This is a genomic window from Streptomyces sp. NPDC054786 (assembly GCF_053611685.1).
This window is the reverse complement of the sequence record NZ_JBSHAW010000045.1, coordinates 24,320-40,984: the sequence shown is the minus strand read 5'-3', so window position 1 is coordinate 40,984 and position 16,665 is coordinate 24,320. Positions and strand designations below refer to the sequence as shown.

Genomic DNA, 16,665 nt, shown 5'->3' with positions numbered 1-16,665 from the left:
CCAGGCCGAACGGGCGGACCGAAGAGCCGAGAGGGAACCGCCGAGCCGGACCGCGGGGCGAACCGCCGGGGGCCCTCACTCCACGTCGTCGCGCCCCGCCAGCGCATCCAGCAGGAAATCCCGCTGGAAGTGCAGCAGCTGCTCATTGACCGCGTCGTCGGCCGGCAGATGCGTGGCGCCCGGGAGCGGGAGCACGCTGTGCGGTTTGCCCGCCGCGAGCAGCTCCGCCGAGAAGCGCAGGGTGTGCGCGGCGGCCACATTGTCGTCCGCCAGGCCGTGGACCAGCAGCAGCGGGCGGCGCAGCAGATGGCCGTGGCCGATCAGGGAGCAGCGCACATAGTTCTCCGGCTGCTCGTCCGGGTGGCCCAGGAACCGCTCCTTCCAGTGGGTGTCGTACAGCCGCATGTCGGTGGGCGGGGCGCCGGCGACCGCCGCGTGGAAGACATCGGGGTGGTGCAGCACCGCGGCCGCGGCGAGGAACCCGCCGAACGACCAGCCGCGGATCGCCACCCGCGTCAGGTCCAGATCGCCGAAGCGCGCCCCGGCCGCCCGCAGCGCGTCCACCTGGTCCTCCAGCGCGGGCGTGAGCTGGTCGCCGTGGATGGTCTTCTCCCAGGCCGGGCCGCGGTTCGGTGTCCCGCGCCCGTCGACCACCAGCACCGCGAACCCCTGCTCGGCGAACCACTGCGACACACAGCCGGGCCAGCCACGGGCCTGCCCCACGAGCTGCATGGCCGGGCCCCCGTACGGGTCGAGGAGTACCGGCAGCTTCGCGGCGCCTTCCTCGTGCCACGACGGCAGGAAGAGAGCGCCGCGCAGCCGCCGGGAGCCGAGGGTGAGATGGAGCGGTTGCGGGGTGACCGACGGCTCCTCGGCGAGCGAGGCGATGGTCTGGTACGACGCTTCCTCGTCCGCACCCGCACCCGCACCCGCACCCGGCCCCGTTCCCCGCAGCACACCGGCTTCCTCGCCCCGCGGTGTCACTCCCGCCACGACGACCGCGCCGCCCCGCCCCACGCCGATGTACCTGCCGGGGTCCCGGCTCAGTCGGCGGCAGCCGTGGCCGGGCTCATGGCACCACACATGGGTCTCCAACGGGTCCTCGCTCGCGGTGAACAGCACCCGCTCGCCCTCGACCCCGAGGACCGCGCACAGCTGCAGCCCGTCCGGGGTGACCCGTCGGCCGCCGACGGTCAGATACCGGGTGTCGCCGTCGTCCTCGGGGAGCACCAGGGCACCCGACGCCGTACGGGCCGGGGTGCCGCCGACGAGCTCCACCCATGCGGGATCGGTGCGCTCATGCAGCACTTCGGTGGCACCGGTCGCCGCATCGACCGACAGCGTGCGCACTATCCGCTGGTCGCGGCTCTGTACGGCGAGGTACGGGCCGTGCGCGTCCCAGCCGGCGTCCACGAGGTACTCGTACGCCTTGCGGTCCCATTCCACGTCGACCCGCTCCCCCTCCAGGGAGAGGATCTGCAGGGTGACCTCCGCATTGGGCGTCCCGGCCGCCGGGTACCTGATCGTCTGCGGTGGCCTCGTCGGGTCGGCCGGATCGCCGACGTATCGCCGCTCCACGGGGCCGGTGTCGACCCTGGCCACCAGGATGTGGCGGCTGTCCGGAGCCCACCAGTAGCCGCGCATCCGGTTCATGGATTCGGCGGCCACGTATTCGGCGAGCCCGTAGGTGATCTCCGGGCCCTGCGCGCGGGCCAGTTGGCGGTCGGCACCGGTCAGATCGACGACGTGGAAGCAGCGGCGGCTCACATAGGCGATGTGCCGGCCGTCGGGGGAGGGGCGGGGGTCGACCACCGGACCTGCCGCGGGGACGGAGAACGGCGCGCCGTCATCGGTGCGCACCGCCCAGAGGGCTCCGGACAGCGCGAACGCCACGAGACGGGCGGCGTCGTCGGTCGCGTAGGACACCACTCCCACGGACCGCTCACGGGCGCGTTCCCGGCGCAGCCGCTCCTCCTCGGGGACGGCCCCGGAACCGGCCCCCACCAGGAGCGCCGGATCGGCCAACAGCCGTTCCACGCCGTCCTCGTGCTGCCACAGCCGGCCGACGGGATCGGTGCCCGAACCCGTACGGACGAACAGCACCCGGCTGCCGTCGGGGGAGAGGGTGAAATGCCGGGGCACCCCGAGGGAGAAGCGGCGAGTGCGGGCGAATTGGCGCGGAAAATCGGCGGAGTTTTCGGAGCTCACGGCGGGCGTCGAGCTCACGGTGTGTGCGGAGTTAGCGGTGTCCGTGGAGTTCACGGTGCTGCTGGGCAAGGTGCTGTCCTCCAGGATGCTGAGGGGTCCGGTCTGCGATGGTCCGGGTACGGCGATCCCTGGGGGCAACATAGGCAGGTCCGGGATTCACGGAAAAGGCTTGGCCGCGACGAGTTTTTTCGCAGCACTGAGCGCCCGGTACCCGACCGGGTGCTCAAGAGAATTCGGAAGCCTCCCCCTGCGCCCTGCCGCCCGGCGCATGCAGGTGATGATCACGATGCGGGGCATCGGCGCGTCAGGGTCAGGAAAGCCGTAGCTCGATCCAAGGGATGATATTCCCCCGGCAGCAGACCGCGCTCGGATTTTCACCGACCCGGTGCTGCTGCACGAACCGGAGCCCGCCCGCGCGGGAGGACAGGACGACGGTCTCGATCGTCTGCGTCACCGAGGTACGCGACCTCCAGATGCCGGTGCCGGGTACGTTCCCGTATCAGCCCCGGAGGGCCTTCGTACCTGCTCGGCTAGGGTCGTTCCCATGAGTGAGGACATCGCCGCGCTGGTAGGGCGACTGGCAGCCGTGGACCGGGTCGAGCGCAGGGCGGCGGCGGACCGGCTGGTCGCGCTCGGAGCCCCGGTCGTGGAGTACCTTCTGCCGCTGCTCAGCGACGAGGAAGGGCCCGGCCGGTCGGCCGCGGAGTCGTGCGTGCAGCGCCTCGGCGCCGCGGCGATCGAGCCGCTGAGAAGGGTGCGCGGCGAAGGCCCCGGCCGCCTGCGGCCCGCTGCACTCCGCATGCTCGCGAGCGTCGGCGGCGGCGACGCCCTGGCCCCCGCCGACCGGGCAGCCATCGAGCGACTCGTACGGATCAAGCTGCTGGACGAAACGCCCGGCGACCTGCCGGCCGAGACCTGGGCAGCGGTGCCACGGGCGGAAGTGAAGGACATCGTCCGGGCGTTGGGACTGCACGACGCACGCCCCGTCACCACGGCCCTGGGGGTGTCCGCCGCCGTCCACCAGGAGAATGCGCTCGACCATCGCTCCGCCGACGGCACCACCACCACCGAATACCGCGTGTTCATCACGCCCGAATTCGACGGCTGGCGGCTCGTCTACGGCGCCGGCTATCTCAACGACAACTGGGCACAAGCCGTCGAAAAGCTCAGCGCCCATTGCCGGGAAGCCCATTTCTACGCGGTGGACGAGTACAACGGCGCGCGGGTGTGGTGGGTCGCGGAGAACGGGCAGGACAAGCGCGGCTACCGCACCTACGGCGATCCCGAATGGGTCGGCGAACCCATGGAATTCGAGCGGGACCTGATGCAGGACGAGGACGACGAACTCTACGACCCGGAAGAGGCCGAGGAGTACGCCGAAGGCGTCCGCGACCCGGAGGAGGCGGCGTCCTGGATCTCCGTCCAGCCGACGACCGTCGAGGTGCTCGACCGGGTGGGCCACGGCTGGCTCGCGGTGACCAGCCCGGACGTCGGACACGGCCGGTTCAGGGGCGCACTGGACATCTGAGGGCCGGGACGGGACCGGTGCGGCCGCCCCGGCACGGGCGGCCGCACCGGGGACCGGGCCGACCGGTCACATCAGGCTCGGCTGGATCTTCCGCCAGGTCGTGTCCAGGTGATCGATGTGCCGGTCCATCTCCCGGACCATGGCCTGCTTCTCCTCCGTCGTCGAGCTGTCCTTCCGCTTGCCGTACTCGCGCTCGATGATCTTCTTGAGTTCCTTGCGCGCGTCCGCCTCGCCGAGCTTCTGTGCTGCCGCGATTTCCTTGGCGGCCCGCTCGGCGGACTTGTCCGAGCGCGCGTTGATGCGGTCGGCGATGTTCTGCTGCACGTCGGCCGCGGTCATCTTGTCGACCTTCTTCTTCTCCGCGGTCTTCTCCGTGTCGAGCTTCTTCTTCGCCGCGACATCGGCCGGGTCGGTGCGATAGGTCGTGCTGTAGTAGACCTTTGTGTCGTCGAGTGCCTTGTCCCGCAGCACCGTGGAACACTTCGCATGGCCCTGGCCCATACCGCAGGGCTCACGCTCCGTGTAGACGGCCTTGGGCGTGTAGGTCTGGTCGCCCTGATTGACCCGCTTCAGCCAGTCGGCGAGATGCTTTTCCGAGTGCCGGCCCGACACATACTTCTCGCCCACCGGCACCGAGGAGTCGGTGACATAGTGCGTCTCGCGTCCGGGCGGCGGGCCCTCGACCTCCAGCACCGCGTAATTGCGGTCCGTGAGGTCCGGGCTGTTGTGCTGCAGGCCGGGCGGAACGGTGCCGAGCTTGAGAGTGTTGAGGAGTTTGTCGCTGCTCTTACGGTGGCCCCGCACACCGAGCGATTCATCCGAGTTCTTGGCCGCACTGTCCCGGCTTTCCGGCTTGGGCGCATCCTCGCCCTTCTTGCGGTACGGCTTGTCGACGTTCTCCGGATTCTTGCCCACGCCGTGCTGCTCGTGGAATCCGACGCTGAGCCGGGCCAGGGACGAAACGACCGCGAGCCGTTCACCGCGCTCCAGGTTCTTGAATCCGGGCAGCCGCTGTTCCAGATCGCTCTGGGTGAAGGCGCGCGGACCCTTTCCGGCATCGGGTGACGAGGGAGTGGCATCACCGGTCGAGGCACGCAGAACCTGCGCCAGACTCCCGTCCTTCGCCCAACTGTCCAGATGGTCATGGACGTTGTCGAGCGGGATGCGGTGTACGTCGCGGTCCCGCCGGAGATCGTTCTGCAGCGTGTCCGGCGGAATCCCGTACTCCTTGGCCCCTTCCGCCTCCGCGGCGAGGGTGCGATCCCCCTTCCGCTCCTGCTCGGAGGTGTCGCTGTCACCGCGGTCGTGCGGGTCGGAGTAGGGCTTCTTCTCGTCGACGTCCATCCCGTCGTCGTCCTTCGGCGGCGACGGTGAATCGTCCAGTTTCAGAGCGGCGAGCCCCTCGTGATCCGGATCCGTTCGCGGCCTCTTGTTGCCACGTCCGTCCCCCGACGAGGACCCGGCGCCCGAGCCGGACGGCTCGTTGTCCGTGGGCGGTGGATCGCTGGCCTTCCGCTTTCCGCCCGGAGCGTCAGGAGCCGACGGCTTGGGACGGCCGTCGGGAGGCGACTGCTTCGGGCGGCCGTCGGCAGGGGGCTGGTCCGGTCGGCCACCGGGCGTGCCGGGGACGGTGGGGTCGGGCCGCGCCGCGGTGGGCCGGTTCTGGTCGTTGCTCTGGGGATCGCCCTCACGTGGCGGGGTGTCTCCGGGATTCCGGGATGCGCCGTCCGCATCGGGCCGGGCGTCGCGGCCATCCGGCCGCGGCTGTCCACCGGGTGAGCCGTCCGCAGGCGGGCCCGAGGAGAGCGAGGTGGACTGTTCGTGCCCGCGCTCGGGCTCGTGCCCGTCCTGCTTCCGGTGGTCCGGGGCGTCGTGGCCGTTGTCCGAAGCGGGCGGGGTGCTGGCGGAGTCGGGTGGTGCGGTGTCCGGGCCGGAGGACCTGTCGGGGCCGGCGTCCGGCGTGCTGTCCGCAGGTGCGTGGGGCGCGGTGTCAGTCGCGTTGACGTGGTTCCCGGGCGACTCTTGAGGGGCGTCACCTGTCGGGGGCTTGGCGGGGTCGCTCGCGTCGGAGGGGTCCGAGGCCTCCGAGGCATCCGAGGTGCCGTGGTTGCTCTGTGACGGGTCGGACGGCGGTGAGTCTGACTGGGATGGGTCGGACTGGGACGGGTCCGACTGTGGTGAGTCGGGGTGCTGCGCGTCCGGGTCCTGCGCGTCGGCGTGCTGTGCGTCGGACTGTGGTGAGGGATCGGACGGGGCGCTTTCCGTCTGTTCGGACGGGGAGTTGTGTGGCTGATCGGCCGGGGAGCCGTCGCTCTGCGGGCCGTCGTGCGCATCGTCCGAGGGTGGGGAATCAGCCGACTGGACGTCGTCGGACTGGTCCGAGGCGGAGTGGTCCGAGGCGGAGTGGTCCCCGTCGGACTGGTCCGAGGTGGAAGGGGCATCATCCGACGTGTCGGAGCCGGCTGCCGGGTCCTGAGCCGGATGGAGCGGGTTCCGGTCGGCGTCCATCGGGATGTAGAAGACATCCGTGGCGCCGTCGGTGTTGATGGGCTGCTCGCTCACCTCGCCGCTCTGGGTGTCCACCCACACGATGCGGCCGTCGTGGTTGACGGCGTTGAACGCGTGGCCTCCGCCTCCGTCCCAGTTGACCTGGACGATCGCGGACGAGCCCGGACCGGCGTTCAGAAGGTCTTGGGCGATCGCGGCGTGGCCGTCGGGGCTGGTGCCGGCGTACGAGTGCGGTGCACCCGTCCAGTCGATGATGTTCTCGTTGGCGTCCGTCTCCGGCGACCAGTGGTCCGGGGTCCCGTCCGCATTGAGGTCCGGCGTACGAGGTGCCGAGACCTGTGGGTTTCCGTACCAGGACTCAAGGAATGAACGGCTGCAGTCGGCACAGTTGTTGGACCGGCCGGGCACGTTCGTACCGCCGTCGTTCTGCAACTGGGCCCAGTTCCCGAACGGGTCGGGAAAGCGTTGCGGGGTGCCATCGTCGTTCCGGGGGATGGCGTCCACGAGTGCCTGCTGATCCGCGGTGTCGGGCGGCAACAGGCCGCCGGGGGCCTCGTGGATACCGGCACGGATGTCATCGAGGCTGGGCCGGTCGTCCTGCGCGTCGGGCTCGGAGTCCGAGTCGGACTCCGGGTCCGAGTCCGGCTCCGAGTCGGCATCCGCGTTCGGGTCCGAGTCGGACGTGGAGTCCGTGCTCGGGTCCGAATCAGGTGAGTCCTTGTCATCGGGGCCGGAACCGTCGGCCTGGGTGTCGTCGCTCTTGCTGTTGTCGCTCTCGCTGTCGTCGTTTGTGACGTCGTCGTTCTTGACGTCGTCCGGCTGGGGGTCCTCCGGCGTGTTGCCGTCGCCCTGGTGCTCGGAGTCGGCATCGGGCTTGTCGGCGTCAGGCTTGTCGGGACCCGGCTTGTCGGCATCGGGCTGGCCGGTCTCAGGGTCCTTGGCCGAGTCCGGCTCGGTGTCGGGCTTTTGCTCGGAGTCCGGCGTCCGGTCGTCGTCCGTGCGGGGGTCCGGCCGGTCCGTGGTGCCGGACTCCGGTGTCTGCGTGCTGTGGTCAGCCGTGGGTGGAGTGTCGTCGCCCCGCGGGGACTGTGGATCGGGAGTGCCCTGTTCCGGAGCGTTCTGGTCGGGGCCGTGGTTGTCCGGTTCCTTGCTCGGCGGCGGAGTCTGCGGCTGGTGCGGGGACGACTCGTTGCCGCGCGGCTGCTCGCTACGCGGTGGGTCCGCGCGCGGAGGTGTGGGCCGGGGACGTGAGGCCTGGTCGGGAGCGCCGGGCCGCTGACGTGGGGGAGCGCTGCGCGGATCGCCGTAGGGCGCGGTGCGGGGGTCCCGGGCGGGGGTGCTGCGCGGTGGAGTGCCGTTGCCGGCCGGCGTGCTGCGCGGCGGCGCGGAGGCGGGTGGAGCGCCCGCCGAAGCGTGGGCTCCGGCGGGGGCACCCGGGGTGGGGACCGGGCCGCCGCCCATGGCCGTGCCGGGCGGCGCGGTGGCAGCTGCGGGAGGAGGCGAGGACGGGGAGTGGGACGGATCGCCCCCGGCCTGCGACGCGTTCGGCACACCGGTGGGCGGCGGCGCGAGGGTGGTCGCGCTGTCCGTGTGCATGATGACGTCGCCGTCGTCGTTCGCCTGGTGGGGGTTGTGCTGCTGGGGTGAGCCGTACGAGGACGCGGGCGAGGAGTGCGACGAAGCCGCATGAGGCATGGCGCCCGAAGGCATACCGACCCGGCCGCCGCTCCCGTTGCCGCTGTCGCTCTGTGACGACGAGTGGGAGGAGTCCGACCCGTTGGGCGCGTTGTCCGGTGCGGGCGAGGGGGAGGGGACGTGCGCCTCCGGCCGGCTCCCCGAATCCGGTGCGGGCGAGGGGGACGGGTCCGGGGACTGGGACGAAGCGGGCGTCGGGGAGTGCTGCGGCGACGGGCCGGCTTCGGGGCCCGCGTTACCGGGGCCGGGGGTGTCGTGATGGGCCGGCCCGGAGGGCGTGCTGTCGGAGTGGGCGGGCGTGCCGTCGGTATGGGCGGGCGTCGGCGAAGGCCCGCTGTCCTGTCGGGTGCTCGCGTCGGGCGTGGGCGAGCTGTCCGTGTGTACGGGTTCGGGAGACGACCCGTGATCCGGTCGCGGTCCCGCGTCCGGGGAGGGGGAACCGTCGCCACGGGACGAGTCCGACGAGGGCGTGCCGGCCGGGCCGTCGGAGTCCGGGCCGGGGGATCGGTCGGGTGCCGGTGCCGGTGCCGGTGCCGGTGCCGCGTCCGGTCTCGTGTCCTGTGGCGTGCCGGGCGTGGTGTCAGGCCCGTGGCCGGAGTGGGTGTCGGCGTGCGCAGACTCCGGTGCGGCCGGGGCGCTGTCCTGAGAGGAGCCGGTGTCCGGCGTGCCGCCCACGTCGGGACGGGCACCCGAATCCGGGGACGGCCCCGCGCCGGCGTCGGCGGACGCCGAGGACGAGGACGTCGGCGTGGCGGCCGAGTGCGAGGAGTCGGAAGGCGAGTGCGAGGAGTCGGAAGGCGAGTGTGACGAGTCGGAAGGCGAGCTCGCTGGCGCGTCGCCGCCGCTCTGCGATGCGCGGTAACCCTCGTCGAACGGGGTCAGTTGGTGCGCAGCAGGGGAGTCCGACCCCGAAGGTCCGGACTGACTGCCGCCATCGGGGGAGTGGCCGCCACCGGAAGCGGGCGTGCTGGGGGCGTCGGCCGGCGAACCCGCGTTGTCGGACGCCGAGTTCGTCGAGACCCCGGCGCCGCTGTCGGAACTGCTGCCGCCTGAACCGCCGCGGTGTGACGCGCCACCACTGGACGAGCCGTCACCCCCCGATGCACCGGAAGTACCGGATGCCCCCGAGGACGTCGAGCCGCCGGAGGAAGACGAGTCACCCGAGGACGACGCCGAGTCCCCCGAGCCGGACCCCGTCCCCGTCCCCGTCCCCGAGCCGGAGCCCCCGGACGGTCCCCCGGAAGCCGAGTCCGCTCCCGAACCACCGCTGCCGGAGCCGCTGCTGGTCTCACTTCCGCCACCGGAGCCCCTGTCGGAGTCTCCGGCGGATTCGTGCCCGGAATCTGCGCCGGAACCGTGCCCGGCCGCCGATTCCATCCCGTTGCGGACGTGGTGTCCGGCCTTGGCGCCCGCACCGTCACGCAGCGACTCGGCGAACGTCTGGCCGGAGTTCTTGAGCGCGTTGACGCCTTCCTCGGCGCCCTTCTTGACCGTACGTCCGGCGTCGAAGCCGTTCTGCGCGTCGAAGCTCATGTTCACGGACTGCGCGATGACGTCCGAGATCATGGCCTGCAGCGCCGAGACGGCGGGTTCCTTCGCCGTCTCCATGGCCGCGTCGAGGAGTTGCTTCGCCACCTCCTTGATGATCTTCCGGACGATCGCACGGGTCGCGGTGGTCGCTGCCACCGCCGCTGCCTCGGACAACCCGAAGGTGAACGGTGCCGCTGCTTGAGCCGCGATGATTTCCGCGGCAAGAATCGCTAACTGCGTGATCACCGCGACTTTCATCCCGATGACGAGTCCGGCCGCGGCGTCCAGAGCGATGGCGATGGCGTTCGCGGCACTACGGGCGTCGGCGAAGTAGCCCGAGCCGCCCGCGAACTTCTCCCAGGTGGTGTGGAAACCGTCGACGGAGTCGCCGGAGTTCTGCGACAGCACGTTGCCGGCCGCCGTGACACCCTGGTACTGGAGATCCTCCACCCCGGCCGCGAAGTCCCGCCACTTCTGGGCGGAGTCCATCAACTTGTCCTCGTCCGCCGTGGGCCAGTTGAACCCCAGCATTTCGAGGACCCACTCAAGTGCGTCCGGCAGCATCAACGACACGGTGGCGTTTCCCCCGGCTGACTGTGGTTCGGGTATGTACGGATCAAGGACTGCTCATCCAGCGGGACGGCGTCATCGCGCTCTGTCGAGAGGGAACCGAGCCCGGCAAGGGGTCTTGGGCCCGTCGGTGGACCGGGGTCGGACAGGCCTCAGACGCTGGGCCGTTTGACCTGGGCGATCAGCTGGCTCTCCGCTTCTTCGTTCGCCACATGCTGCTTCATCATGGACTCGTTGAAGTTTTCGTCGGCGTCGTGGTTCTTGGCCATGTTGTTCAACCCGCCGCCGATTTCCTGGAGCTTGGCCGCAAGGTGGCCCATCGACTCGTACATGCCGTCGCGCAGACCTTCGTACACGACGCCGAACTTCTCGCCCAGGTCGTCGTCCCCCCAAGGAGGCGTGTCCTGGCCTTCGAGGGAGGTCAGCCCGCTCTGCAACGTGTCGACGAGAGACTGGTAATCCTTGCCGATCCGGTCGAAGTCGGTGCCGCCCGTCCGCAACGACCCGATGTCGGCCTTGAGCCCGTCTCCCATCGAGTTCCCCTCACCTTGGACGTCGCGGCCGCTCCGTCGGTACGGAAAGTTTAACCGTCAAAGTTGACGCCGTCTCAAGCGGCCTCCTTTTACGGGCGGTGGCCCTTGCGGGCGCCACCGGTCTGCGTCGGACAGCTCCGTCGCGGTTGCGGCATCCATCGGATCAACGGTCCCGCATTGAGGACGAGTACGACGCGGGCCCGGTTGCCCGGAGTTCCGTGCATGATCCCGGTCACGGCACCAGGTATGGCGGGCCGGGGTCCTTGAGGGGCTCGGGCAGTCGGATCACGGGGACGGGTTTGTTGTGCGGCCAGCCGTTGGAGGCGTCGTCGAAGCTGAGCTCTCCGCCGGCCGCGGGAACGGTGCTCGCGTCGTGGAGATTGGTGATCTCGTTGTACACGTCCTGGACGTCGGGCGCGTCCTTGCCGGTCTGGCCGGTGACATTGCGCGTCGCCCAGATCGCGGTCAGCACGGCGTCGTGGTGCATGATCGCGTATCCGTCGTCCATCACCGAGTCGCGGAACCGCAGGTCCCGCAGGGCTTGGTGGAAGGGTTTGAAGCCGGACGGGGCATGGATGCCACGGACCCACTGGGCGGGACTCGTCGCCGAGACATCCAGAATGGATATTTTGTTGTCCTTGAGCAGCCCCCGTACCTGCTGTCCCTGTGCGAAAGCCCCGGTCGCCCCGGTCATCACCGTGATCGGCGCGTCATGACCGCACTGGCTGCGGGTGGACAGGGCACGGACGAGATCGGCGAGATCGCGGTCGCGCCCGGCGTAGAAGATGACTTGCGCCTTGGTGAGGCAGATGTTGTTGACGGCGTTGTAGAAGAGCCTGGGGATGCCCGCGGGGTTGTGGCCGGTCGTGCCGACGAACGAGGCCCGCCGCCGGCCGATGTAGTCGGCGAATTCCTCGTCGAACGCCTTGCGCATGGTCTTGACGTAGTTGTCTTCCCGGCTGTCGAAGACCAGGTAGCCGCGATGCTTGGCCAGCGGAGAGTGGTCCAGGTACCGGCGGAGCGCCTTGGCGTAATCGACGTTGGACGGCGACACCTTGAACAGCCGTGGCGAATTGAGGTCCGTGGCGGTCAGGACCGCACCGATCGCGGGGATCTTCAGCCGGCCGAGTTCGGCGGCCGCTGCGTGGGTCTCCGGAATGCTGACTCCCATGCCGGCGACCGCGACCAGGGGATGCGGGTCGTCGACCAGGCCGGCCAGTTGCCGCACCACCGGCTGCCAATGCGTCTCATTGCGGCCCTCGTTGGCCAGGACGAGCTGGATCAGCGGTGTCTTGCCCTGGATGCCGGTGGAGCTGGTCGTGGACAGCTCGGGGCAGGCATTCGCGCGGCACTGCGCGATGAAGGCGCCCTCCAGGCTGGTGCGGATCTCATCGAGGGGCAGCGCGCTGGTGTCACTCTCCGTCATGGGCATCAGTACGCCGACCTTGACGTAGGGCAGTCGGCTCTTTCCGGAAGCGGGCTTCTCCCACTGGGCGCGGACCCGTCTGTTCTCCTGCGCGATCCGGTCGGTGATCCCCTTGAGCCGGGGGTCGAAGGCGAACGCCTTCTCTTCCGTGATGCCGACGCACTCCCGCCGCGGGCCGGTGCCGTCCCAGTGCAGCCCCGGCTGGCCCGCCGCGCAGCTGGTGTCCTCCTCGACCGGCCAGAAGAACCAGAGCCCGCCGGCTGTCAGCGCCAGCGCGAGTACGAGGGAGGCGATTCCTCGCCACCCCTTCCACCACGGGGGGAGTTCGTCGGCGGGTTGCGGGGGCAGATGCATGGTGCCAGCTCCTAGGGGACGGGGTGCTGCAGTGCGCTCACACGTACTTCGCGGCCTCGTGCATGAGCCCGATCCGGCGGGGGACGGAGCGCATGGCAAGGTCCTGGAGCATCGCGTTGATGGTCCGGTTGAGCTCGGGATTCGCGCCGGGCAGCCGATTGCGCGGATCGGACGCCAGCCACAGCCCGATCACCAGCAGCGTCAGGGGTGTGTGCTCCGCGAACGAGCGGGGCGCGAGGTCGGCGGCCAGCTGCTCCAGCCGCAGCGTGGCGGACTGCTCCGGCACCACCGGTTCACGAAGTGGCGCGGCGGTGATCGTGTAGAGCTCGTACAGCCAGATGTCCGTGTCGGAGAGCTCGACCAGACGCCGGGCGAGATGCTCGATGACCTCGTCCACCCGGTGCAGCGCAAGCGAGTGGTACAGCACCTCCAGCGGGTGGCCGTGGTGGGCGTGCCAGGTCCGCAACTGTCCGTGGACGGCGTTCCAACGGTCCGGGCGGGCGGCCAACTCCTGCAACAGCAGCAGGCGCAGCCACGGGTGAAGGGCGGGGCTGCCGCGCAACGGGTGCGGATGGACGCCTTCCAGATAGCCGGAGCCCCGGCCGCCGCGGGCCTCGGCATCCTGGGGGACCGGATCGGTCAGCCATAAGCGGGTCGCGACCACCCGGGCCAGCGAATCACGGGTGTGCAGCTGAAAGCGGTCGAGGAGCCCCGCGTCGCATGCGGCGTCGAACTCGCGGGCGGCACAGCACTCGACGAGCGCACGGTGCTGGTCATCGGTCAGGTCGCGCAGCAGATACTGCCGGGCCTCTTCCTCCAGCAGCGGCCCTTCGTCGGCACCTTCCGCGGACGGCGCGGTACCGGCGAGCACCGCGCGCAGCAGCGTCTCCGGGTCCTCACGGCCCACGAGGCGCGCCGAGGCGGCCAGCAGCTGTCGGATGCTCCACGGATGGCCGCTGGTCAACCGGTGTGCGAGCAGCGGTGCTTCCGGCAGCCGCGCGGCGATGTTCGTGCCGAGCTGGGCGGTCTCGCCGGCGGTCAGACCGCGCAGCTGGACGCAGTACCAGCGCCAGGACCGGTTCGGCGGCGGGTCCGGGATGGCCTGCTCCCAGTCGGCGTAGCCGGCCTGCTCGGGGGCCAGCACCCGCACGCCGGCCGGTCCGGTCGCGAACATCGCCGGCACCCGGCCGACGTTCGACGCCGCGGCCACGGCCAGCAGCGGATCCGGCTCCCCACTGGCGTCGCGGAGTTCCATCATCAGGTCCAGGAACTCGCGCCCGCCGGGAGCGTCGATGTTGTCCAGCAGCACGACGCAGTTGCGGTCGCGCTGGCGGCGCGCGTACTCACCGCGCAGATCGGCCAGGAACGCCTCGCACAGCCGCCGGTCCACCGTGGTCCGGTCCGCCGGCTCCTCGCTCTTGCTGAGCTGGTTGAGTTCGACCAGCGCGTCCAGGGCGGCCAACGGACCGGCGTACCAGGCGAATCCGGTGTGCCGGGTCACCCGCAGCGGCATGCTGGGCGGCTGCCGGATGAGGCTGGCCAGCAGGCTGACGCCGGGGATCCGGACCAGGTTGAGGTCCTGCAGCAGCCCGGCGACCGCGGCCACCCGGTCGCCGGCGGCGTTGGGCTCCTGGGGCCCGCGCAGCGCCTGGCGCAACTGCTTCTTGGCCCGCTCGGGATCCGTCGCGTCCAGCGACAGTTCGGGAGCCACCACGAACAGCCCCAGCGTCAGCCGCGGGAAGACCAGCGGGGTCTGCCGGGGGAAGCGGTGCGAGAGCCCGTACGCCAGACGTCCGGCGACCTCGTGGGGCCTGCGGAGCGCGGCGGACCCGAAGTCGAAGTACGCGTGCGGACGCCGCGATCCGAGGTAGCCGAGCCATTTCAGCGTGGTGGTCTTGCCGCTGCCCCGCGGTCCGACGAGGACGACCGCGGGAAGTCCGCGTCCGGTACCGGCGGTTCTGCCGTCCTGTACACGAGTGCGGCACTCCTCGTACAGGGCCTCGATCCCCTGTATCCCCAACGGACGCTCCGCCACGCTGCTTGGCCCCCTGTGAAGACAGCGACTGTGATGACAGCAACTGTGATGTCAGCGACGGCAGCCGCCGGCTGATTACAGAAGGTTGGCACGCGTACGCACAACGTGCCACCGGTTCGCGCAAGGTTCCGAAATGCGGGGCGCCGCGGGGGATTGCGGCGGAGAGGGAGCCCTGTGCGGCGTGCGCTATGCGGTGACCCCCGCAGCGGCCGACGTCGCCGTCGCCGGGTCCCAGCCCCGGCGCGGCACGGCGGCCAGCAGCGCCCGGGTGTACGGAGCCGCCGGCTCGGCGAGCACCTGCTCCGTGGGCCCCTGCTCCACGACCCGGCCGCGCTGCATGACCAGCGTTTCGTCGGTGAGGTGCCGGACCACGGCCAGATCGTGGCGGAGCGGATCGGGCACGCCCGGCGGCTGACCGACACCGCGTCCTTCCAGCGCGCGGTGGCCGCGCTCGCCGCGGCCGGGGAGGTGTTCTGCTACGGCGTCGCGGCCTCCGAGCTCGCCGCCCGGCACCTCGCCCTGACGCTCGCCAGGACCGGCCGCCGGGCCCGCTTCCTGGGCGCGACCGGCTTCGCGTTCGCCGATGCGCTGCTGCCGCTGGGCCGCGGCGACGCGGTGGTGGTCTTCCAGCCGGGACGCCCGCTGACGGAGTTCACCGTGCTGGTGGAGCGGGCCCGCGCGGTCGGCGCCAAGGTCGTCTTCGTCACCGATGAACTCGGCGACGCCTTCGAGAGCCGTGTCGAGGCCGTACTGACCGCGCCGCACACCCCCACCGGCATCACCGCCGAGGCACTGACCGGCCTGGTCATCGCCGACGCCCTGCTGCTCGCCCTGACCACGCTGGACGAGACCCGCGCGGTGGAAACCTCACACCAACTGACCGCCCTGCGCGAACAGTTGCTGCCACCCACGGTGCGGGCCCGCGCCCGGCGGGACCCGTCTTAGAGATGCCGCGGGTAGGGGCGCCGTCGCGAGCGCCGCGATACCGCCGCCCGGACCAGCGGACTCTCCTAGTGATCGGGCGATGATCGGTCGTGGCGACGGACCCGCGAGGGCGGTTTGCCGTCGGGGGGGCTGAGTAGTGCCCCACGCGCTCGGCCGAGAATTGACAGTTCGTTACTCGGTACTACTGAGTTCTCTGGTGCGTCTGGCCGAAACGGTCGAAACCTGACAGGGCGCGCATGCCCCACGCCTCCGAAGTTGTGTTAGAGCGCACTCCAATTCCTAGGTTCGGAAGCATGCGATACATCAAACTCGGAACGACCGGACTGGAAGTCTCTGCCATCACCCTCGGCTGCATGAGCTTCGGCGAGCCGGACCGGGGCGGCGAGCCCTGGTCGCTGGGCGCGGACGCCAGCCGGGACATCATCAAGCAGGCCCTCGAGGGCGGCGTCAACTTCCTCGACACGGCCAATGGGTACAGCGCCGGAAGCAGCGAGGAGATCGTCGGCCAGGCGGTCAAGGACTTCACCCGGCGCGAGGAGGTCGTTCTCTCCACCAAGGTCTGGATGCGGATGCGCCCCGGCCCGAACGGCGCCGGGCTGTCCCGCAAGGCGATCTTCGCCGAGCTCGACGCCTCCCTGAAGCGACTGGGGACCGACTACATCGACCTGTACCAGATCCACCGCTGGGACTACGACACCCCGATCGAGGAAACCCTCGAGGCGCTGCACGACGCGGTCAAGTCCGGGAAGGTCCGCTACATCGGAGCCTCTTCCATGCACGCCTGGCAGTTCGCCAAGGCCCTCTACCTGGCTGACCTGAACGGCTGGACCCGGTTCGTGTCGATGCAGGACCACTACAACCTCATCCACCGAGAAGCAGAGCGGGAGATGCTCCCGCTCTGCGCCGACCAGGGCATCGGCGTGATCCCGTGGAGCCCGCTGGCGCGGGGCAGGCTGACGCGGGCCCTGGACACCGCCACGGCGCGTGCCGAGACCGACGAGGGCGGCAAGATCCTCTACCGCGACGAGGACCAGGCAGTGGCCGAGCGCGTCCACGAGATCGCGGGCAAGCGGGGTCTGTCCCCGGCCCAGGTCGCCCTGGCCTGGGTCATGCGCAACCCGGCGGTGACCTCGCCCATCGTCGGGGTCACCAAGCCGGCCCAGCTGGCCGACGCGGTCGCCGCGGTGGACGTCGAACTCGACGAAGACGAGGCTGCCTACTTGGAGGAGCCCTACCAGCCGCACGAGGCCGCCTACCTGGAGGAGTCCTTCTACAAGCCGCACCCTGTGGCGGGCTCCCGGTAGTCCGGGCTACCACCGGGCCTTCGACGAGT

Annotated in this window: 8 protein-coding genes and 1 pseudogene; 3 read left to right on the top strand and 6 right to left on the bottom strand. The window is 70.6% G+C overall.

What is annotated here, in order from left to right:
* Window positions 1–75: 75 nt before the first annotated feature.
* On the bottom strand, window positions 76–2,226 hold the full coding sequence (locus tag ACWGI6_RS31180) for a prolyl oligopeptidase family serine peptidase (RefSeq protein WP_453270631.1): 2,151 nt from the start codon (window positions 2,224–2,226) through the stop codon (window positions 76–78).
* Window positions 2,227–2,752: 526 nt separating this feature from the next.
* Between ACWGI6_RS31180 and ACWGI6_RS31175 the strand changes: the two genes are divergently transcribed.
* Complete coding sequence (locus tag ACWGI6_RS31175) at window positions 2,753–3,736, top strand: hypothetical protein (RefSeq protein WP_453270606.1); 984 nt, start codon at window positions 2,753–2,755, stop codon at window positions 3,734–3,736.
* A 66-nt stretch (window positions 3,737–3,802) separates the two neighbouring features.
* Here the strand turns inward: ACWGI6_RS31175 and ACWGI6_RS31170 are convergent, their stop codons facing one another.
* From ACWGI6_RS31170 to ACWGI6_RS31150, 5 genes are all read right to left on the bottom strand, one after another.
* The gene (locus ACWGI6_RS31170; protein WP_453270605.1) at window positions 3,803–10,033 is read right to left on the bottom strand and encodes a toxin glutamine deamidase domain-containing protein; all 6,231 of its coding nucleotides are present in this window, start codon (window positions 10,031–10,033) and stop codon (window positions 3,803–3,805) included.
* Window positions 10,034–10,191: 158 nt separating this feature from the next.
* Window positions 10,192–10,572, bottom strand: a complete 381-nt coding sequence (locus tag ACWGI6_RS31165) for a hypothetical protein (RefSeq protein WP_393909885.1) — start codon at window positions 10,570–10,572, stop codon at window positions 10,192–10,194.
* Window positions 10,573–10,804: 232 nt separating this feature from the next.
* Window positions 10,805–12,352 (bottom strand): ABC transporter substrate-binding protein, encoded by a 1,548-nt coding sequence (locus tag ACWGI6_RS31160; RefSeq protein ID WP_453270604.1) that lies wholly within the window; start codon window positions 12,350–12,352, stop codon window positions 10,805–10,807.
* A gap of 37 nt (window positions 12,353–12,389) precedes the next feature.
* Window positions 12,390–14,372, bottom strand: a complete 1,983-nt coding sequence (locus tag ACWGI6_RS31155) for a hypothetical protein (protein ID WP_453270603.1) — start codon at window positions 14,370–14,372, stop codon at window positions 12,390–12,392.
* A 201-nt stretch (window positions 14,373–14,573) separates the two neighbouring features.
* Window positions 14,574–14,759 (bottom strand): ABC transporter ATP-binding protein, encoded by a 186-nt coding sequence (locus ACWGI6_RS31150; RefSeq protein WP_453270602.1) that lies wholly within the window; start codon window positions 14,757–14,759, stop codon window positions 14,574–14,576.
* Window positions 14,760–14,774: 15 nt separating this feature from the next.
* Between ACWGI6_RS31150 and ACWGI6_RS31145 the strand changes: the two are divergent.
* Window positions 14,775–15,332, top strand: a pseudogene (locus tag ACWGI6_RS31145) (SIS domain-containing protein); the annotation flags it as partial.
* A 293-nt stretch (window positions 15,333–15,625) separates the two neighbouring features.
* A complete protein-coding gene (locus tag ACWGI6_RS31140; RefSeq protein ID WP_453270601.1) occupies window positions 15,626–16,636 on the top strand; it encodes an aldo/keto reductase in 1,011 nt (336 codons plus the stop codon).
* The last annotated feature ends 29 nt before the right edge of the window (window positions 16,637–16,665 follow it).

Excerpts from the sequence above, each read along its gene's own strand:
- ACWGI6_RS31165 (WP_393909885.1), bottom strand. The coding sequence starts at position 10,572 with ATGGGAGACGGGCTCAAGGCCGACATCGGGTCGTTGCGGACGGGCGGC.
- ACWGI6_RS31160 (WP_453270604.1), bottom strand. The coding sequence starts at position 12,352 with ATGCATCTGCCCCCGCAACCCGCCGACGAACTCCCCCCGTGGTGGAAG.
- ACWGI6_RS31175 (WP_453270606.1), top strand. The coding sequence starts at position 2,753 with ATGAGTGAGGACATCGCCGCGCTGGTAGGGCGACTGGCAGCCGTGGAC.
- ACWGI6_RS31140 (WP_453270601.1), top strand. The coding sequence starts at position 15,626 with ATGCGATACATCAAACTCGGAACGACCGGACTGGAAGTCTCTGCCATC.
- ACWGI6_RS31170 (WP_453270605.1), bottom strand. The coding sequence starts at position 10,033 with ATGCTGCCGGACGCACTTGAGTGGGTCCTCGAAATGCTGGGGTTCAAC.